This is a genomic window from Mesorhizobium sp. WSM4810, assembly GCF_055811235.1.
Genome location: NZ_JBVVQV010000010.1, coordinates 1 through 19,111, shown reverse-complemented (window position 1 = coordinate 19,111; position 19,111 = coordinate 1). Strand labels below are relative to the sequence as shown.

Annotated in this window: 17 protein-coding genes and 1 pseudogene; 10 read left to right on the top strand and 8 right to left on the bottom strand. The window is 62.7% G+C overall.

What is annotated here, in order from left to right; translation table 11 throughout:
• Positions 1 to 259: 259 nt before the first annotated feature.
• Entirely contained in the window at positions 260 to 1,399 is a 1,140-nt protein-coding gene (locus AC0L3O_RS16310) for a LacI family DNA-binding transcriptional regulator (protein ID WP_023796950.1), read from the top strand.
• A gap of 260 nt (positions 1,400 to 1,659) precedes the next feature.
• On the opposite strand, the pseudogene AC0L3O_RS16305 reads toward AC0L3O_RS16310, so the two are convergent.
• Positions 1,660 to 1,982: pseudogene (locus AC0L3O_RS16305) on the bottom strand (winged helix-turn-helix transcriptional regulator).
• Positions 1,983 to 2,121: 139 nt separating this feature from the next.
• On the opposite strand from AC0L3O_RS16305, the gene AC0L3O_RS16300 reads away from it, so the two are divergent.
• Positions 2,122 to 3,054 carry an NAD(P)-dependent oxidoreductase gene (locus tag AC0L3O_RS16300; RefSeq protein WP_473616050.1) on the top strand — a complete coding sequence of 311 codons (933 nt, stop codon included), beginning with the start codon at positions 2,122 to 2,124 and terminating at the stop codon, positions 3,052 to 3,054.
• Positions 3,055 to 3,482: 428 nt separating this feature from the next.
• On the opposite strand, the gene AC0L3O_RS16295 is transcribed toward AC0L3O_RS16300, so the two are convergent.
• Positions 3,483 to 3,629, bottom strand: coding sequence for a hypothetical protein (locus tag AC0L3O_RS16295; protein ID WP_236393309.1), 147 nt, complete (start codon positions 3,627 to 3,629; stop codon positions 3,483 to 3,485).
• Between the two features lie 45 nt (positions 3,630 to 3,674).
• Between AC0L3O_RS16295 and AC0L3O_RS16290 the strand changes: the two genes are divergently transcribed.
• The 4 genes from AC0L3O_RS16290 to AC0L3O_RS16275 all read left to right on the top strand — a co-directional run bounded on the left by AC0L3O_RS16290 (position 3,675) and on the right by AC0L3O_RS16275 (position 8,550).
• Complete coding sequence (locus AC0L3O_RS16290) at positions 3,675 to 3,932, top strand: SRPBCC domain-containing protein (RefSeq protein WP_236393308.1); 258 nt, start codon at positions 3,675 to 3,677, stop codon at positions 3,930 to 3,932.
• A 204-nt stretch (positions 3,933 to 4,136) separates the two neighbouring features.
• Positions 4,137 to 4,502, top strand: coding sequence for a hypothetical protein (locus AC0L3O_RS16285; protein ID WP_287171476.1), 366 nt, complete (start codon positions 4,137 to 4,139; stop codon positions 4,500 to 4,502).
• A gap of 135 nt (positions 4,503 to 4,637) precedes the next feature.
• On the top strand, positions 4,638 to 7,193 hold the full coding sequence (gene secDF / locus AC0L3O_RS16280; protein ID WP_287246782.1) for a protein translocase subunit SecDF: 2,556 nt from the start codon (positions 4,638 to 4,640) through the stop codon (positions 7,191 to 7,193).
• A 388-nt stretch (positions 7,194 to 7,581) separates the two neighbouring features.
• Positions 7,582 to 8,550 (top strand): LysR family transcriptional regulator, encoded by a 969-nt coding sequence (locus AC0L3O_RS16275; protein ID WP_473616049.1) that lies wholly within the window; start codon positions 7,582 to 7,584, stop codon positions 8,548 to 8,550.
• Positions 8,551 to 8,722: 172 nt separating this feature from the next.
• Here the strand turns inward: AC0L3O_RS16275 and AC0L3O_RS16270 are convergent, their stop codons facing one another.
• Entirely contained in the window at positions 8,723 to 9,325 is a 603-nt protein-coding gene (locus AC0L3O_RS16270) for an ArsR/SmtB family transcription factor (protein WP_128172823.1), read from the bottom strand.
• Positions 9,326 to 9,560: 235 nt separating this feature from the next.
• On the opposite strand from AC0L3O_RS16270, the gene AC0L3O_RS16265 reads away from it, so the two are divergent.
• On the top strand, positions 9,561 to 9,953 hold the full coding sequence (locus AC0L3O_RS16265; RefSeq protein ID WP_128244616.1) for a GFA family protein: 393 nt from the start codon (positions 9,561 to 9,563) through the stop codon (positions 9,951 to 9,953).
• A 39-nt stretch (positions 9,954 to 9,992) separates the two neighbouring features.
• Here the strand turns inward: AC0L3O_RS16265 and AC0L3O_RS16260 are convergent, their stop codons facing one another.
• Complete coding sequence (locus AC0L3O_RS16260; protein ID WP_473616047.1) at positions 9,993 to 11,498, bottom strand: winged helix-turn-helix domain-containing tetratricopeptide repeat protein; 1,506 nt, start codon at positions 11,496 to 11,498, stop codon at positions 9,993 to 9,995.
• A gap of 135 nt (positions 11,499 to 11,633) precedes the next feature.
• On the opposite strand from AC0L3O_RS16260, the gene AC0L3O_RS16255 reads away from it, so the two are divergent.
• On the top strand, positions 11,634 to 11,873 hold the full coding sequence (locus tag AC0L3O_RS16255; RefSeq protein WP_287064099.1) for a DUF1127 domain-containing protein: 240 nt from the start codon (positions 11,634 to 11,636) through the stop codon (positions 11,871 to 11,873).
• Positions 11,874 to 12,015: 142 nt separating this feature from the next.
• On the opposite strand, the gene AC0L3O_RS16250 is transcribed toward AC0L3O_RS16255, so the two are convergent.
• Together AC0L3O_RS16250 and AC0L3O_RS16245 are read right to left on the bottom strand one after the other, a co-directional pair.
• A complete protein-coding gene (locus AC0L3O_RS16250) occupies positions 12,016 to 12,285 on the bottom strand; it encodes a hypothetical protein (protein WP_473616046.1) in 270 nt (89 codons plus the stop codon).
• Positions 12,286 to 12,545: 260 nt separating this feature from the next.
• Complete coding sequence (locus tag AC0L3O_RS16245) at positions 12,546 to 12,938, bottom strand: winged helix-turn-helix transcriptional regulator (protein WP_473616044.1); 393 nt, start codon at positions 12,936 to 12,938, stop codon at positions 12,546 to 12,548.
• A gap of 338 nt (positions 12,939 to 13,276) precedes the next feature.
• Here AC0L3O_RS16245 and AC0L3O_RS16240 point away from each other — a divergent pair, with 338 nt between their 5' ends.
• Both AC0L3O_RS16240 and AC0L3O_RS16235 read left to right on the top strand, forming a co-directional pair.
• Complete coding sequence (locus AC0L3O_RS16240) at positions 13,277 to 14,248, top strand: quinone oxidoreductase family protein (protein WP_473616043.1); 972 nt, start codon at positions 13,277 to 13,279, stop codon at positions 14,246 to 14,248.
• Between the two features lie 659 nt (positions 14,249 to 14,907).
• The gene (locus tag AC0L3O_RS16235; protein ID WP_287182174.1) at positions 14,908 to 16,653 is read left to right on the top strand and encodes an adenylate/guanylate cyclase domain-containing protein; all 1,746 of its coding nucleotides are present in this window, start codon (positions 14,908 to 14,910) and stop codon (positions 16,651 to 16,653) included.
• Between the two features lie 353 nt (positions 16,654 to 17,006).
• On the opposite strand, the gene AC0L3O_RS16230 is transcribed toward AC0L3O_RS16235, so the two are convergent.
• Positions 17,007 to 18,083, bottom strand: a complete 1,077-nt coding sequence (locus AC0L3O_RS16230) for an S-adenosylmethionine:tRNA ribosyltransferase-isomerase (RefSeq protein ID WP_473616042.1) — start codon at positions 18,081 to 18,083, stop codon at positions 17,007 to 17,009.
• Positions 18,080 to 18,790: an SDR family NAD(P)-dependent oxidoreductase gene (locus AC0L3O_RS16225; protein ID WP_473616135.1), complete on the bottom strand. Its 711-nt coding sequence runs from the start codon at positions 18,788 to 18,790 to the stop codon at positions 18,080 to 18,082. The genes AC0L3O_RS16230 and AC0L3O_RS16225 overlap by 4 nt, the downstream gene beginning before the upstream one ends.
• Between the last annotated feature and the right edge of the window lie 321 nt (positions 18,791 to 19,111).

The window sequence follows — 19,111 nt, the reverse complement described above, 5'->3', positions numbered from 1 at the left end:
ACCTGGTTGTCGCTGGCGAATGGCTGCCTGCCGTGTGGTGAGAAAGGGAACCTTGAAATTGGATCACGTTCCCAGCAATCGATCTTCCAGAACCGCGTATCGCTGTCTCCGCGCTGCTAGCCATTCGGCTGCCAGGATGATAATAATGATTAATCGAGTGCCTGTTTTATAAATGCGAAGCGCCGTCGGCCGTCCTGCCTTTAATGATGTCCCAGGACGACCGCTGGTTAGCCAAGCCGGGAATATGGAATACAATGCCATGAGCGAACCAACGGATCTGCGCGATCCTGCCCTCGAAGCCTCCCGGCGCCGAAAGCCATCGGCCAAGAATCCCAAGAGTCGCGTCACCATGACCGATATCGCCAGGGCCGCCGGCTGCTCGCAGGCAACGGTTTCGTTCGTCCTCAACAACACGCCGGGCATAAGGCTCTCGCAGCAGACCCGCGATCGGGTGATTGAGGCCGCGCGGGGTCTCGGCTATGCGCCACCAGCCTTCTCTGCTCTTCGCAGCCCTATCGCCTCCTTCGAAGGGCTGGACGGGGTGATCGGCTTCGCAGTCGATCAACTGGCGACCAGTCCCGAGGCAGTCGTCGCCATAGAAGGAGCGCGCCAAGCCTCGTGGAATGCCGGGAACGTCGTGCTGGTCGCTCAGACTTTGGGTGATTCCGTCATGGAGCCGCGCGCGATTGCGGCACTGACCAAGCGAGGCATTTCGGCGCTGATCTACATGACCATCTTCACGCGCGAGATCGCCGCGCCCGACTATCTCTACGACCTCGATATCCCGGTCATCCTGCTCAATTGCTATACCGCCGACTACGCCTTCCCCGCCGTGGTGCCGAGCGAAATCGCCGGCGGGCAGAGTTCCACCCGCCACCTGATCAGCCATGGCCACCGCCGCATCGCCACCATCACCGGCGAGCCGTGGATGCAGGCGGCGCAGGATCGGCTGAAGGGCTATCGCCGGGCGCTGGCGACGGCCGACATCCCGTTCGATGCGGAGCTGGTGGTCGAGGGCGACTGGTCAGCGAGCGCCGGCTACGCCGCGACCGTCAAGCTTCTGGCGCTCAAGGACCGCCCAACCGCAATCTTCTGCCAGAACGACCGAACCGCGATCGGCTGCTACGAAGCGCTGAAGGAAGCCGGCCTGCACATCCCTGGGGATATTTCCGTGATCGGCTATGACGACGAGGAAATCGCCCGGCATCTGTTCCCACCTTTGACGACGTCGATCCTGCCGCATATGGCGATGGGGCAATGGGCGATCGAGCAATTGGAAGTCCCTGCACCGCCCGGCCGCGGCCGCTACCCCATTACCAAGCTTGAATGCCCGCTGGTCGAGCGGGAATCGGTCAGTGCCGTGGCGCCTGGGCGCACACACGGACTGACAGCCAGCTGAGCACCTCCAGACTTCCGTCAATGCAAACGCCGTACTGATGCCGCTCCAAGCCAGACAAGCGCCCCGCAAAGGGCGGTGGCCCCGAAATTGTCGCCTGGCGTGGTGGATCGGCATCCTTGTGTCCAGAGTTCTGCGGATTGACATACAGTTTCGCCGTCTTCATGCGCCGCAACGATATCGCCCGGTATTGGCTGTCGCTGTTTCCGGCCGAGGGCGAAACGCCATGAGCCAACTTCCAACTCGCATGGCGAACGGCATCCTTAAGCATCGGTGCGGGAAGGGAATTGCTCACCCCAACGGCATAACGCCTCTGCTCCAGCATTGAGCGCCGCTCCGCTTTCTGTCAACGAATAGACGACCTTGGTCGGCGATCCCGGATAGCTTCTCGGTTCACAAGCCCGTCAGCCTCCAGTTCGCGTAATTGCTGCGTCAGCATCTTTTCACTGATCGGCGGAATGGACTGCCTCAATCGGCCGAACCTGCGAGACGCCGTTCCAAGCTCACAAAGAATATCCACTTTCCACTTCCCTTCGATCGCCTTGATCGCCGTTGCGAAGCCGCAATTGCCCGTCGGCTCATTCATGATGCTCTCCTTACCCTTGGGTAACCACTTACCTCCAGGTGCGTATTGTGCGCCCCATTCACTCCGACATACCTCTGCCCTTGACGGCAAAACCATGGCGCCGCTCGCCTATTGGCGTCTATTGGCATGGAGTGTTGCAATGAAGCTTTCAATCAGCGTTGTCGGGACGGGTCGTATGGGATCGGCGCTCGCCCGCGCCCTGCTCCGGTCGGGATATCGGACGACGGTCTGGAACAGGACGAAACAGAAGGCCGAACCGCTGGCCACGCTCGGCGCCACTGTCGCGGGGTCCGTCCTGGAAGCTGTCAATGCGGCTGAAATTGTCATTGTGAACGTAAGCGACTACCAGGCAACCGCTGCAGTTCTGCACGACGATGCTGTTGCTTCAGCTATTCGCGGCAAGCTGGTCGTGGAACTCACTTCGGGAACGCCGCATGGCGCACGTGAAGCCGCTGAATGGTTTGCCGAGCACGGAGCCAGCTATCTCGATGGCGCAATCATGGCCACGCCGGATTTCATCGGCACAGATGCCGGGACGATACTGATCTCGGGGCCAAGGCAGGCTTTCGACGCGAACGAGGAGATGTTTCGTGCCTTGGGCGGCAATGTCCAGCATATCGGGGAAGAGCCGGGACGTGCGAACGCACTTGATAGCGCGCTGCTTGCTCTCATGTGGGGCGCGCTGTTCGGCACGCTGCATGCGATCGCCGTGAGTCAGGCCGAAGAGATCGACCTCGGCGAGTTGGCTCGGCAGTGGACCGCAACAGCGCCTGTTGTTGACGGGCTTGTCGCCGACCTGATCAAGCGAACGGATGCTGGCCGTTTTGCCAGCGACGATGAGACGCTCCCGTCGATCTCCCCGCATTACGGCGCATTCCAGCATCTTTTGGAGCTGATGGAGGCGCGCAAGATCGACCGCTCTGTGGCCGACGGTTACGACGCGATCTTCCAACGGGCGATTGCAGCTGGCCACTTACATGATGATTTCGCAGTGTTGTCGCAATTTCTGGGAAGTCCGGATAAGAGATCTCTCCGATCTGGAGTGCGATGCGGATCCCTTCTGACTGGCTGAGCGGATTTGGTCTCCGGCCTTATTGAGGCGGACCACGCTTTGCCGTCAGCCAGCGGGTTCGGGCTTTGTTGTCCGAGCATGGGCCGGTCAGACCAGTGACCTACTTGGGGGAATAGAATGCCTTTGACGCTTCTCATCGATTCGTATTGTGCTGCTTGGTCCGATCAGAACGCCGAGCAGCGGCGGGCATTGCTGTTACCGATCTGGAGCGATGGCGCGACATACACAGACCCTACAGTCCATGCGACTGGCGCGGAAGAACTGCTCGCGCACATCGCAAGAGTTCTGGCCAAGCGTCCCGGTGCCCGCATCCTACGGACAAGTGACGTGGATGTTCATCATGGGATCGCACGCTTTGCGTGGAAGTTTGTGATGCCTGATCGATCGTCCTTCCCTGAGGGTTTGGACATAGCCTTCCTCGACCCTGGTCATAAGCGAATAACGCGTATCATCGGCTTTTTTGGGCCGTTGGCACGGTCAAGCTGATCGACCAGCGCGTGCCAGCCCGTGCGCCACCAGCCGATCGATAATCTCGCAATAGCGACGCCGCTTGCCGCCATCGCCTTGGAATACATGCTGATATCGGTGGCGAGGATGGGACGGAATGCGACTGGGGCGAAGTGCTGGCCTGGGAACCGCCAAACCGCATCGTCCTGGCATGGCGGATTCGCGCCGACTGGCAATATGATCCGTCGCTGCTGACCGAAGTCGAGGTCAAGTTCTCCGAGGCCGGCGAGAACGCGACTCGCGTCGAGCTCGAGCATCGTCAGCTTGAGAACATGGGCGCGGCCGGTGAAGCGGTGCGTGAGATCTTCGAATCCGATCGTGGCTGGTGCGGTATCCTGCAAAACTATGTCCGGTTGATCGAGAAGCGGTAGGCTGCCAACCGATCGGCCAACTGACTTACCCTTTGAGTACGTAAAAGCTGCGCTTCAATTCGCAACGCAAGTGCTATAGTTAGACCAGGAAAGCGGCTCGCCGCTTACCGAGGCAACGAAAGCGAAAGCGTATTGGTCGCAGTGTATGAAAGCCGTAGCGATGGGATGAGACGAGGCGGCCGAGGACGGGACGGGCCCGGCGTCGTGCTCAGCCTGGGTGCCGGTCTGCGGCTGCTGGCTTCGTTGCTCTTTCTGATCTGGACCATTCCTGCGGCAACAGCCGACCAGGTTGCGCAAGACCTAGCCAAAGGCCAAATCGGCGCGACCGAGCCGGTCACACACCCGACTGCCCTTGCCCGCAGCATTGCGCGCCACGTCGGTGCTGAGACTTCCCGTGTCAAGACACCTGTCATTGCGAGAGATGGCAAACCGTTTTGCATTATCCCGGATTTGCGGCTGCCGCTCGAAACCGCGTCAGCCGCGCCGTTTGGCATATGGTCTGACGGCCGGCCGGAACTGTCGCCGATCCGCGCCTTTGATGCGCGCGCGCCTCCGCTTCTCACGGCGTGAACCTGGCCGCGACCGCGGCCCTAGACCCGCAAAACTTTCACACCGCGTTCCGTTCGTCGAGTTGCTCGCCGATCGGAACGCCAAAGCTCTTGTCGGAGGCGGTTTGCGCCCGATATGGGCTGAACGGACAAGAACATGCTGCATTTTTCACGCTGGAAGACCATTCTCATCTGGCTGACGGTCCTGGCCGGTATTCTTTACGCAGCTCCCAATTTGGTTCCAGCCTCCACTCTGGCATCGCTGCCGAATTGGCTGCCAAAGCAGCAGCTGACGCTGGGGCTCGACCTGCAGGGCGGCTCGCACATCCTGCTCCAGATCGATCGGCAGGACCTTGCCAACGAACGTCTCGAATCGGCACGCGACGAGGTCCGCACATCGCTGCGCGATGCCCAGATCGGCTATACCGGGCTTGCCGGCACCGCCAATTCCATCCAGGTCCGCATTCGCGACCAAGGCCAGATCGAAGCGGCGAAGAGCGCGCTCGAAAGATTGGCGCAGCCGATCTCGACGGGCATGTTCATGAGCGGCTCGGTGACCGAGATGGAGATGACCGAGCCGGAACCGGGCCTGCTGCGCTTCACGCTGACCGAAGCCGGGATCGACTACCGGATCGCTGCGGCGCTGACCCAATCGATCGAGGTGGTGAGCCGGCGCGTCAACGAACTCGGCACGACCGAGCCGATCATCCAGCGCCAGGGATCGGACCGCATCATGGTCCAGGTGCCGGGCCTGCAGGATCCGCAGCGGCTGAAGGATATCCTCGGACAGACGGCTAAGCTGACCTTCCAGATGGTCGACCAGTCGATCCCGGTCGAGGAGGCGATCTCCGGCCGCCCGCCGGCGGGCTCGACGGTTATGTATTCGACGGAAGAGCCGCGGGTTCCGCATCTGATCGAGAACCGGATCATCGTTTCCGGCGAAAACCTTGTCGATGCGCAGGCAACCTTCGACCAGCGCACCAACGAGCCGGTGGTCTCGTTTCGCTTCGACAGCCGCGGCGCCACCCGCTTCGGTCAGGCTACCCAGGCCAATGTCGGGCGCCTGTTCGCGATCATCCTCGACAACGAGGTGATCTCCGCGCCTCAGATCCGCGAACCGATCCTGGGCGGCACCGGGCAGATATCCGGGAGTTTCACGGTGGAGAGCGCGAACGATCTTGCGGTCCTGCTGCGCGCCGGTGCACTGCCTGCCGACCTCACCATCGTCGAGGAGCGCACCGTCGGTCCGAGCCTCGGCAGTGATTCGATCGAGGCGGGCCAGTTCGCGGCAATCATCGCCGGGGTCCTCGTCGTCGGCTTCATGCTGTTCGCCTATGGGCGACTGGGGCTGATCGCGAATATCGCGCTCCTCGCGAACGTCGCACTGATCATCGCCGTCCTGTCCGTGCTCGGGGCGACGCTGACGCTGCCTGGCATCGCCGGCATCGTGCTGACGATGGGCATGGCGGTCGATTCCAACGTCATCATCTTCGAGCGCGTCCGCGAAGAGAACCGCCAAGGGCGCTCGATCGTGCAGTCGATGGATTCCGGGTTCAAACAGGCGCTGGCGACTGTCGTCGACGCCAATGTGACGACGCTGATCGCCGCCGTCATCCTGTTCTTCCTCGGCTCGGGGCCGATCAAGGGGTTTGCCGTCACACTCGCCATCGGTATCGTCACCACCGTGTTCACGGCGTTCACGCTGACGCGTTGGCTGGTCGCGTTCTGGCTTCGCCGGCAGCGGCCGAAAACCATGCCCGCCGGTGTCATGCGGCTGGTGCCCGACGACACGCGCGTGCCGTTCATGGCATTCAGAAAATACGCCTTCACGCTGTCCGTGCTGTTGTCGATCGCTTCGGCGGTGCTGTTCTTCACTGTCGGCATGAACTACGGCATCGACTTTCGCGGTGGTTCGAGCATCGAGGTGCAGGCAAAGGGCCAGCAGGCCGACATCGGCGACATCCGTGAGCGGCTGACAGGTCTCGATCTGGGTGAGGTGCAGGTGCAGGAGTTCGGCTCGGCCCGGGATGTGCTGATCCGCATCGGCACCCAGGGGGGCGGCGACGTTGCCGAACAGTCCGCCGTCGGGAAGGTAAGAAGCGCGCTCGAAACCGACTACGAGTTCCGCCGCATCGAGGTCGTCGGTCCGACAGTGTCGTCCGAACTCGCGTTCAACGGCACAATGGGCGTGCTCGCCTCGCTGCTGGCGATGCTCGTCTACATCTGGATCAGGTTCGAGTGGCAGTTCGGGCTCGGCGCCATCATTTCGACGTTCCACGACGTGATCCTGATGGTCGGCTTCTACGTCGTCGCCGGCATAGAGTTCAATTTGACCTCGATTGCCGCGATCCTGACTATTGTCGGCTATTCCATCAACGATACGGTTGTCGTCTATGACCGGGTCCGCGAGAATCTGCGCCGCTATAAAAGGATGCCGATTGCCGAGCTGCTCGACCTGTCGATGAACCAGACGCTGGCGCGAACGGTCCTGACCGGCGTGACCACGCTGTTTGCGCTGGCGGCGCTTTCGATCTGGGGCGGCGAGGTGATCCAGTCCTTCACGGTCGCAATGATCTTCGGCATCCTCGCCGGGACCTATTCCTCCATCTTCGTCGCCGGGCCGCTGCTGATCCTTTTCAAGCTCCGGCCGGGCGCCCTCAGCCAGGAGGAAGCCGCAGTGGCGAAAGAGCCGCCGGCGCAACGGGCCTTGTAATGGGCGGTGCCATCTCTTTGGGTCCGCTGTAGCTTTTGATCTGGCGCATGATCGCTTGCGAAATCGATTCCGATTTTCGGGGTCATGCGCCAACTGGCTAGACCGTCTCTCGCATCGCCTCGTTGCCGTGCAGCCAGTCGGCGGCAATCATCTTGGCGACCGGCAAGGACGGCGGCGGCGACCTTGGGAGCTTCAGAGCGCGGCAATTTCGTCGTGAATGCCGGCAGCGGCGGGCCAGCGCGGCCGCCTGCTCCAGGCTGACACCCGGGACGAGCGGGTCCGCGTGACGGTGCTCGAGCCGCCATTCGCGTTCGTCCGAGCGATGCACCGCTCAGCCGGCAGAATTGCATGTTGATCTTGATGAAGCCAAAGATATGATTTCAGGAATATGCTGAACGCAATTGATCTTTCGCGCACCGATCTCAATCTCCTCGTCCTCTTCGAGGCCGTGCTCGGAGAGGGCCACGTGGGCCGGGCGGCGGACCGGCTTAACCTGACGCCATCGGCAGTCAGTCACGGACTCGGCCGGCTGCGCCGGCTCCTCAACGATCCGCTGTTCCTGAGAACGCCCAAGGGCGTGGTGCCGACGGCGCGTGCAACGGAACTCGCCGCGCCGATCGCCGACGTTCTGGCGCGCGTGCGCAGCGTGATGGCGACTGCCGCGCCCTTCGATCCCGCCACGGCTATGCGCCGGTTCGCAATCGGCGCACCGGACGGTGTCTCAGCCGTGATCCTGCGCCCGCTCCTCGCCGAACTCAGCCGGATTGCGCCACGCATCGACGTCGGCGTGCGTCAGATCTTGCCCTCGCTAGCCCGCGTCTGGCGGAGCGCGATTGTCGATCTCGAGGCGCACGCCATCGATATCGCGATCATTCCGTCCGATGACATCCCGCCTCGCTTCGAAAAGCGCTGCATCTACGAAGAGGACTTTGTCATTGCCATGCGCCCTGGACATCCGTTCGCGCGTGATCCGAGCCTGGAGCGATACTGCAGCATGCAGCATCTGGTCGTCTCGGACAGCGGCGATCCTTACGGCTTCGTCGATGAACATCTGGCCAAGCAAGGCCGGGCGCGACGGGTTGCGTTGACGGTTCCGAACTTCATGTTTGCGCTCGCGGTCATCGCCGAGACCGACCTCATCTCGGCCCTGCCGCGGCGGTTCGTTGCCATGCATGCGGCGCGTTTCGGCGTGCTGAGCCTCGATGCCCCGTTGCCGTTGCCCGGCTTCCGGCTCAACGCCGTCGCTCCCAAGGTCGCGATGATGGATGCGGGCGTGGCATGGCTCTTCGATCTGCTTGCGGAGCAGACTGCGCAGAAGCACCCCAGCGGCTTGCCCGCACGAAGTCGGCAATCATAGCTCGGAAAGCTTCGTCGGCGCCGCCAGCGTGGATGAAACTGACAATTGCGTTTCCCCTGCAGCGCTACTCCGCGGGCGTTGGGAAGTGCTTTCCAAGCCAGGTTCGCCATTTTGGCTCCTCCCGTTTTGCGATGCTTGCTGCATCGACCGAGCGATCGCCGGCAGCATCTTTTTACTGAACCTCCTTTCCTTGCGGTTTGGCTGGTGACGGATGCGCCGTCACGACAAGGCGATGCGACCGTCCCTGCGGCGCAGTTTCGTCGTGATAGCGTGCCGCCAGCGTGGTGATGGCCTCAGTCAATTCACGCGTGAACGAGGCGCGGTCGGCGGCGGAGCGGAAGCGGATTTCGGTGTCGATCGCCAAGGTCGCCAAGCGCTTGCCGGCACCGGTGGCGGCGCGCTGCAGAGCTCCGATCTCCCGCACCAGCCGGGCGCCGAGCGCGATCAGGTAGCTTGCCGACAGGCGGTCCGGGGTGCGGTCCGGATCGGCGCCGACCGGACCCAGTGCGCTCGTCGAGACGACATAGCTTGTGGCGCTCGCCACCATGAGCCGCTCCGTCAGGCCACCCCACTTGCGCGTGTCTGCAACTTGGACAAGCCCGTGCTCCTCCAGAGCATGCAGGTGGTAATTGATCTTCTGCCGCTTGAGGCCGAGGCGTGTGGCGAGGGTAGCGGCCGAGGCCGGCTCCCGCAGTTCTGAAAGGAGTTGACTCCGAACGGGCTCCAACGCGGCGGCGGCCGCGCTCGGCCGATCTATGACTTCGATATCGAGCATGCAGCCCTCACATTGACAATCATTCCTGTCAATGCGCGTTGACGAGTGTAATTGTCAAGAGCGAAAGGGCCGCTTCGTCCGAACTTTCAAGCTGGCTGCGGCTGCAGCAAGCGAGCCAGCTATCGCCCACCGCGGAAGTCGATGCGTCCCGCAGACGGCCCCGCACGGGGCAATTGCAATGACGGTGCCGTTCGTTGTAGCCATTGCGACCGCTTGATTTTGGAGGAGACGCAGCATGGACCGATTCACTGGCAGTTGCCTGTGCGGCAGCGTCCGGATTGTGGCGTCGGGGCTCCCATACCGGGTCGGCATCTGTCATTGTCTCGACTGCCGCAAGCACCATGGCGCCCTTTTTAACGCTTCGGCGGTGTTCCCCCAGGATGCGGTGACGATCGAAGGCGAGACGCGCGACTACGCCGGGCGGTTTTTCTGCCCCCGCTGCGGCTCGACAATTTTCGGACGCACCGCAGACGAAATCGAAGTGAACCTGGGATCACTGGATGCCCCTGACCAACTGATGCCAACCTACGAAAGCTGGATAATCCGTCGCGAGTCCTGGTTGCCGCCGTTTCCGCTCACGAGGCGGTACGAGCGCGATCGTGACGCCACGAGTCGCTTTGAGGAATAGTCGCACGAACGGTGCGAAAGCGTTTGGGAGGCCGGCACGTCACTCCGGAAGACCGGCCTTGCGGAAGCCATCGACGAAATGCTCGAGCGTCACAGCGTCGCGGAATGGCTCCGTTGCGGCCCAGTGCCGGGTGGTGAAATGCGGGTTGCCGACGAGGAACAGTTCGGCCTCTGCGCGCGCCTCGTCGACTTGGCCCAGTTGGGCAAGGCTTGCCGCCAGGAAGCGGCGCGAGCTTGTACGATAAGTCTCGTCCCTGCGCAGTGTTTCGACAGCCGCTTCGTATTGGCCGGCCGCATATTGCGCCTGGCCAAGCGTCAGATAGTACCAACTTGCCGGAAACGGGTTCAACCGGAACGCCTTGCGAATGTGCTCAAGGCCTTCCTTGACCCGTCCGGCCAGGACCGCGATGTCGGACAATGCCGCCCAGGCATCGGCCTCGTTCGGATCGAGCTCGATCGCCCTGGCGAATTCCGCATCCGCCTCGGCGAAGCTGCGCTCATAGGCAAGCAGGTAAGCCAGAACCCAGCGGCAGCCGGCATCGTTCGGATCGATCGCCACGGCTTTGCGCGCCAGTTCCAACGCAACGCTACGGGACGTTTCGGTTGGTCCGCCGGAATGCACCCGTCCCATCCAGTGGTTCATGGCAAGCCAGCGATAGGCCTCGGCATATTCCGGATCGAGCGAAACCGCGCGGGTAAGCATCAGATGCGCTTCGCGCGCCGTCTGCGGCGTGTCATCCATCAGCTTGCGCGCCCGCACGCAGAGATCGTAGGCCTCAAGACTTTTGGGCCGGTTGCGCGGCGGCGGTGCGCGCAGCCTGCCGAGCAACGCCTCGACGATCTTGCCGGTGACCTCGTCCTGAAGGGCAAAAATGTCTTCCAGGCTGCGATCGAAGCGTTCTGCCCACAAATGGTCGCCACTCACTGCGTCGACCAATTGGGCGTTGATGCGCACGCGCCCCGCAGCACGTCGTGCGCTCCCCTCCAGCAGGTAGCGCACGCCGAGATCCTGCGCGATATCGCGCACGTCCATCGCCTTGCCTTTGTAGGCGAAGGCCGAGTTGCGTGCGATGACGAACAGCCCGGAGATCCTGGACAGGTCGGTAATCAGGTCTTCGGTCAAGCCATCCGCGAAGGATTCCTGCTCGGGATCGTTGCTGACATTGACAAAGGGCAGCACCGCTATCGATGGCTTGCCGGGCAGCGGTAAAGGTTTTCGCTTCGCGCCGAGCTGTTCGACGGCCTCCGTGAAGCGGTAGCCGACGCGCGGAACCGTGGCGATCCAGTCGCCACCATCTGCAGCCGGGCCAAGCAGCTTTCGCAGCAGCGCGATCTGCACGGTGAGGTTGCCTTCCTCGACGGCCGTGCCCGGCCACGCCGCGTCCATCAACTCGGCCTTCTCAAGGATCTCGCCGGCTCGTCCAACGAGCGCCGCAAGCAGCTTTAGCCCGCGGTAGCCAACGGCAACGGGGACATCGTTGCGAAGCAGCGTTCCCGCACCGGAATCAAGCACGAACGGACCAAAGGCAAAGCGCGATCCCTGCATGCGGCGTATCTATAGCCCGTTTGGAAGTTTTGAGAACTATTTGGCAGAGCTTAATTACGACGCTGTTCGTATCCTGCAGAATTCAGCCTCTTTCAGGTCGAGGGTCCCTGGACCTTCAAACCGATGGAGGTTGCTATGAACGATACTCTTGCATCGGCCCCACATCAGGCAGGGGCAACGCCCGTGGAGCCGGCGGAAATGTCGCGTCGGCACCTGACGACCTTGCGCAGCATTATCGCGGCCTGGGACGAGCGCAAACGCTTTCGCTGGGAACTTGAGCAGATGTCGAAGGACAATCCCCATTTGATCGACGACATCGGTCTGACGAGACGACAGGTCGAGGCAGAGATCGCCAAGCCCTTCTGGCGACGATAATTCCTCGTCGCCGCAGGGTCGCGAAGCCGATACCGTCATCGTCGCCCCTGGTGCGCCAAAAGCATCTCGGTGCGAGAAGCTGGGCCGCCGATCCGGTCCAAAATCGAGCGCTCGCGTGCGTCAGCGGGGCGGCTTTTTTCCCCTAGTCGTCGTCATCATCCGTATAGCGGTCGCGATAGCGGCGACGATCATAGTCCTTGTAACGACGGGAGGATCGGTCCTCCTGGTAAACCCTGCGTTTGACGTAGGTCTCACAATAGTCGTCTTCACAGTAGGTCTCGACAATTCGCTCACGCACAACGCCGTTGTTCGACGAGCTATTCGAGCTTGTGTTCGAGGACTGACTGTCCGCGTGGGCAACGACTGTCGCCATCACCGTCGCTGACGTCACCAGTAGGAACGTCATACGCATGGCTGCCTCCATTTTTGGCTAGATAGCGCAACGCAAAGCCAAATCGAGGTGAAACTCAATGGCTGGGCATGCAGAGCGCGCACCGCAGTCGAGCCAAAGAAGTTCGCCGGACAGGATGAAACTGGGAACTCGTATATTGTTGTTGCGCCTTTTCTGAGATCACCGCTCGGAGCGGTCCGCCTTGCGCCTCATAAACTGCCCTTGCCGCCCCGGCTGAACAGCCAAAAGCGGACCCAACCGGTCATTGGTCAAGGGGAAGATCATTCCGGCTGACCCGAGCAATGGAACTGTTCACCCCAGCGGCATAAGCCCTCTGCCCCAGCACAGAGCGTCGATCCGTTTTCCGTCAACGAATAGACGACTTTCGCCGGAGAACCCGGATGGACTTTTCGGTTCACAAGCCCGTCTGCCTCGAGTTCTCGCAGCTGCTGCGTCAGCATCTTTTCGCTGATCGCCGGAATTGACTGCCGCAGCCGGCCGAACCTGCGTGATGTCGCGCCGAGTTCGCAGATGATGTCCAGCTTCCACTTGCCGGAGACCATCTTTATCGCGGTTGCAAAACCATTCTCGGTGGGTCTGTTCACCTTGCCCTCCTTACCGGCAGGTAACCACTTACGCCTGCGTGCGTATTGGTGTCGCGCTTCCCAAATCATAGCTCTTCCTCGGAACGACAAGCGAGCCGAGCGTTGCGCCAATCAAAATATGGGATGTCGGAATGATGCCTGCAATCGGTGCCTGGACACTGGACGTATGGGATAGGCGCTCGCCCGCGCTGCTTGAAGCGGAATATCGCACGACCGTCCGGGACAGGACAGCAAAAGGGACAGGAAGGCGATCCAAGCCTTCATCATCAACCAATCATGGGACGCCTCCGAAAAGCGAACTCCTGCTTCGCCGGCGCGAAACAACAAATCACGTCGGCGAGGCTCGATTGACGACCGCTGGAAGCGGTGGCCGCTTCATGACCAACAGTATTTTTAGGAGAAAAAGCATGAGGAATGCAAAACCGGATACAATGCAGGCCGCCGCCATCGACCGGTTCGGTGGAGCCGAGCTCGTTACTGTGCGAGCCGTGCCAGTGCCCGAGGTCGGGCCGAGCGATGTCCTAATCCGCGTCGAAGTGGCCGGCGTGGCCTCGTGGGACGCGCTCGAGCGTGAGGGCCTGTACGACGGGGCTTTCGGAATGCCGTCGACATTCCCCTATGTGCTCGGCTGGGACTGCGCGGGCGCAGTCGTCGCCGTTGGCAGCCAGGTTAGCCGCTTTAGGGAAGGCGACCGGGTGTACGCTGCATCCATGCCGCTTCCCAAGGGTGGAACCTATGCCACCTACGCAGTGACGGATGCGGACAACCTGTCGCTCATCCCCGCCAAGCTCACGATCGAGCAAGCCGGCGTCATGGGCTGGGATGCGTTGACCGCGCTCAGCGGCCTGGAAGAGGTCGGCCTAAAGCAGGGCGATACAATAATGATCTTCGGCGCCAGCGGCGGTATCGGTCACATGGCCATCCAACTCGCAAAACGATTGGGCGCCCGCGTATTGGCGGTGGCCTCGGGCGATGACGGCGTGGCGCTATCGCAGCGGCTGGGCGCCGACGCCGTCGTCAACGGGCGCAAGGACGACGTGGTGGCGGCCGCTCGTGAATTCGCCGCCGGCGGCCTCGGCGCTGCCCTTGTCACAGTAAGCGGTGAGGCGGCCAACCGCGCGCTGACGTCAGTGCGCGACGGCGGTCGGGTCGCCTGCCCGCACGGCGCGATGCCCGACCCAAAAGTCCGGCCCGGCGTGGAGCTCATTCGCTACAACGGCGCACGCAGCCAGGACGCGACCGACAAGCTTAACCGCCTGATCGACTCTGGCCCGTTCGACGTTCATGTCGCCCGTACATTCCCGTTCGACAGGGTTGTTGATGCGCACCGAGCGCTTGCCACCCACTACGTCGGCAAGCTCGCTTTGCGGGTGAGTTGAGCAAAGGGTGGATCCATCAGACATCACCAGGCGTTGCGACGGCGCAACAGGATTATGACAGCCATGGAAATGTGCTGGCGCTTTCCCATCCGCCGATCGCCGCTGATCTGCCAGAAACAAAAAAATGTGCTGCCGTTTGCGGTCACCGACTATCGGCTGCATATGGCGCGCCGGAGAGGATGAAACTGGGCACCGCTATGTCATTGCTGCGCCCATTGATTTCTAAGATCACTTCTCGGAGCGGAGGGTCGGCTTTGCGCCACTTGCCGACCTCAGCACCTCTAAGCGCGAACGTCTTGTGTGATGCGGGCGTTCGTAGGGCATTTCGCTGTTACATCGCGGTGACAAAGCACCGCCACGGTGGCGTCAACCGGTTACACAGAGCAGGAAATATTTCCGGCCTTCTGGGAGAGTGGTCAGCGTCCCAGAGGCTGCGTGGGCGTGTCGTCGGTTGGCTGTTAGCGCGGCGACTGGAACGCTCCACGCCTCGCAAGCGGGATAGCGAAGTCTCGTGAAGGCAAGGTCAGCTGCATCCTCCGTTCTGTATCGGCGACGGGCGGCGACTGGGAGAGATGGATACCATGCACACAGGGCGTCCGGAAGTTAGCAGGACATGGACGCGGGGCGGCCCGCGTGCAGGGGCTTGGCTGAGCGGTGCAATGACCACGCAGCGCCGCCTCGCAGCGATCCTGGCTTGCGACGTGGTCGGCTATTCGCGCCTGACGGAGCGCGACGAGCGCGGCACGCTCGAGCGGCTGAAGATCTACCGCAAGGATCTCCTCGAACCGCTGGTCTCCGAGCACCAGGGTCGGATCGTCAAGCTCACCGGCGACGGCATGCTGTGCGAGTTCGCGAGCGTCGTTAACGCGGTGACCTCGGCGATGGCGATCCAGCAGGCCCTGGCAGAACACGAGGCGGAGACGCCTGAGGAAGAGCGTATTCGCTTCCGCATCGGCGTCAATCTCAGCGACGTGGTCTGCGAGGAGGACGGCGACCTCTACGGCGACGGGGTCAACATCGCCGCCCGCCTCGAAAGCATCGCCGATCCCGGCACCGTGGTCGTCTCGGGCACCGCCTACGACCACCTTCAGGGCAAGCTCGACTACGGCTTCACGCCGCTCGGCGACCTGCGCCTCAAGAATATCGCGCGGCCTGTGCGCGCCTACCGCGTCGAGACCGACGCCAGCGCCTCGGTGGCTGCACTGCCTCCCCTGCCCGAGAAACCCTCGATCGCGGTTCTGCCTTTCACCAACATGAGCGGCGACCCCGACCAGGAATACTTCGCCGACGGGCTGGTGGAGGACATCATCACGGGATTGAGCCGGGTGAACTCCTTTTTCGTGATCGCCCGCAACTCGTCCTTCACCTACAAGGGCCGGGCGGTGGACCTGCGCCAGGTCGGGCGCGAGCTAGGCGTCCGCTACGTGCTCGAAGGCAGCATCCGCAGAGCAGGATCGCGGGTGCGCATCAGTGGGCAGTTGGTGGACGCGATCAGCGGACACCATGTCTGGGCCGACCGCTTCGAGGGCGACGTGAGCGACATCTTCGACCTGCAGGACAAGGTGACCGAGAGCGTCGTCGGCGCCGTCGAGCCGAGCATCCGGCTGGAGGAGATCAAGCAGGCGCGCATGAAGCCTACCGACTACATCAGCGCCTACGACCTCTACCTTCGCGCGCTGCCGCGCTTCTACAGCATGACGCGCGAAGGCTTTGCCGACGTGCGCCGGCTCACCAACGAGGCGCTCAGCATCGACCCTAGCTTCAACTTGGCGAAGGCACTCGGCGCCTATATCCGCAGCCTATCCGTGAGCCAGTGCTGGCACGAGCCCGACGATACCCGGGTCGCCGCGCGCATGGCGCGCGAGGTACTGGCGGAAGCGCGCGACGACCCCACGAGCCTACGCTTCGCCGCGCAGGTGATCGCCTACAGCGCGAAGGACTACGAGATGGCGCTGGGCACGATCGAACGATCCCTGCTGCTCAACCCCAATTCGGCGCAGGGCCATACGGGCAGCGGCTGGGTGAACGCACATTCCAGCCGCCCGCTCGTGGCGATCGAGCACTTTCACAGGGCAATGCGGCTGAGCCCGGTCGACCCCGAGAAGGGCATCGCGCTCTCCGGCATCGGGATGAGCTACCTGATGCTCGAGCGCTACGAAGAAGCGCTGGCGTGGGGAGAACGCGCGCTGCACGAGATGCCGAACTACGGCTCCTCGCACCGGGTGGTGATCATGGCGCTGGTCAAACTCAACCGGCTGGACGAGGCGCAGGCGGCGGCGCGGCGGCTGATGGAGGCGTTCCCGACCTACACGCTCACCCTGCAGAGACAGATCAACCCGTGGCGGGACAAGGTGTTCGCCGAGAGTTACGTCGAGGCGCTGGGCATCTCCGGCGTGCCGGAGTGATCGTCGCGGTTGCAAAGATGCCCTCTCCTGCGCGTCACGTCCGGCCAGGCGACGTCCCTTGATCCCGCGTCGCTTCTGGAAGGACAGTTCTCTGGCCGGCTTGTCCGAGGACTGAGCGCGTAGAGCAGCCGTGAGCAGCAGCTCTCTGTTGGGTTCGCGTCGAACTCCGGTTTTCACCCTGACGAGACCTACCGGCGGTCCAGACAAAAGTCGCCGTTGGGTCAGAACTGAACGTCGCGATACGATTTTGGAATGTACATCCGATTGGCGCGCCCGAAGAGATTCGAACTCCTGACCCCGATTCGTCAAAACATTGTTTTCCGGAAGCCCTGGAAAACCAAGATCTGGATCGCCTATAGAGTAGAGGCTGCGTCTCGCGCACGGTTCGGTTCGTGCGATCGATCCAGCATTTGCCGATTGAGCAGCATGGAATCGCCGAATTCATGCGCGCGGTATCGGTGCGCGGCGAAGGCTGCGGAGACGCTGGCGAGCAGAGCATCGTCGGCAAAGGCGCGCAGGAGCTCGAAATGGCTTTCGCCCGGCTGGTGGACGCCTGTGACAATCGCATCGACCACGCCAAGTGGCGTGTCCCGCGAGACGCGGCCCGTCGCAATGCCATCTCCTGCACGCACGCTGCCATCGGGATTGGCGGCCGCCTCAAGCGCACGCACTACGCTCGTGCCGACCGCGATGATGCGGCTGCCGCGCAGCTTCACCCGCGCGACCTGCGCCGCGGTGTGCTCGGGGATGCGGTATGGCTCGTCGAAGGGAAGTCGCGAGTCGAGCGCGTGATCCCCGGTGGAGGAAATGCCCGTGGCATGCGTGAGTGTTGCGAAGCCGATTTCGTGCCGCCGCCAGCTTTGAAGCGTGCGCCAGTCGAGCGCAAAGCCTGCCGATGGCGCCTCGAACGCGATCGGCCGGGCGGCAATCTTCGTCCAAACATCCCAAAGTGCCAACGGCTCGGGAACATGCGCGTATTGGATCGGCCGGCCGTGCTGCGCCAGTCCTGCAAGCACAGCTGCGCGGTTGCCCAAGAAGCGCAGCTCGAGAAGGCGGGGATGGTCGAGAAGGCGCTCCACAACGGCTTCAAGCGGGCCGAGCCGGAGGCGATTGCCCGGTGACAGTGGAGGCGCAGGCAGCCGATCTTCGGTGCGCGTGCGGTGATCGCCCGCGCCGAAGGCAATCGCCACGAAACGCGTTGGATCGGCAAGTGACAGCCAGCCCGCCAGGCGGATCTCGATCGCTTCACTGCTGGGGACATGCGTGCCGTGCAAGCTGGCAGGCAAGGTCGCGGCGTCATTGGCGACGACCAGGTCGTCGGGCTCGAACAGCTTCGCGAGGTCAGCGCGCGGCAGGTCGGTCATCGCGCCGTCCGCCATGACGACCAACAGCCTGGCGGAGCGCCGATCCGGATGGTCGGCGGCAATCATCCACGTGCCACGGCGCGGGGCGCTGCGCCAGCCGGGAACGCGTCAAGCAGCTTTTCAATGATCTCGGCAGCTGCCAGATCGGGGTGCTTCAAGGTGGCCGGATCGGCATCAGGGAGGGCCAGCGCGTGCAGCGGGGTGTCCATATCGCCGGGGTCGAGCGCGAGGAACCTTATGCCATCGTCTTTCGCCTCCTCGTCCCAGATCGCCGTCAGATGGGCAAGAGCGGCCTTGCTCGCGCCATACGCGCCCCAGCCAGGATAGGCGTTCATCGCCGCGTCGCTGGAGATTTTGATCACCAGCGCGCCACGGCCCTCGCGCGCCGACGTGGCAAGCGCACCGAACAGCGCTTTGGTCAGGCGAAACGCGCCGACGAGATTGACCGCAAGCGCTTTTTCCAGATCCTCGCACTCGGTGTCGGCGAGCAGCGCAAGAGGCACCGGCCCGAGGCTCGATGCATTGTTGATAAGGACGTCGAGCCCGCCGAGGCTGGCGGTGACCTGCAACGCGATCGGGTAGATGTCGTGCTTCTTGCCGAGGTCGCCGACAATGCCGTGCGCGCCCGTCTCGTCAGCAATGCGCTCGACGTTTGCGGCAGTGCGTGCGACGAATGCGACGCTCGCACCGTGCGCGGCGAGCTGCCGCACAAGCGCCAGCCCGAGGCCGGACGTGCCACCCGTGACCGCTACGCGAAGACCGTGGAAATCCATATTCGTCAGCATTGCCGATGCTCCTTCCATCCGTGCAAGCCAATGCTACAAGCTCAAGTTAACTTGAGGTCAAGCGTTCATTGCGCGGATCGATGCCGACACGATAGGTCTGGCTCGAGGCGTGATCTTCCCTTCTCCCCTGTGGGAGAAGGTGGATTGGCGCGCAGCGCCAAGACGGTTGAGGGGTGTTGGACGGAGTGCGGCGGTGCCAAGCTGGAACACCCCTCATTCGGCCGCTTCGTGGCCACCTTCTCCCACAAGGAGGGCTTTGCACAGAATCGGATTGGTGATTCCGTGGGCAAGGAAGAGAGGGAGATGATT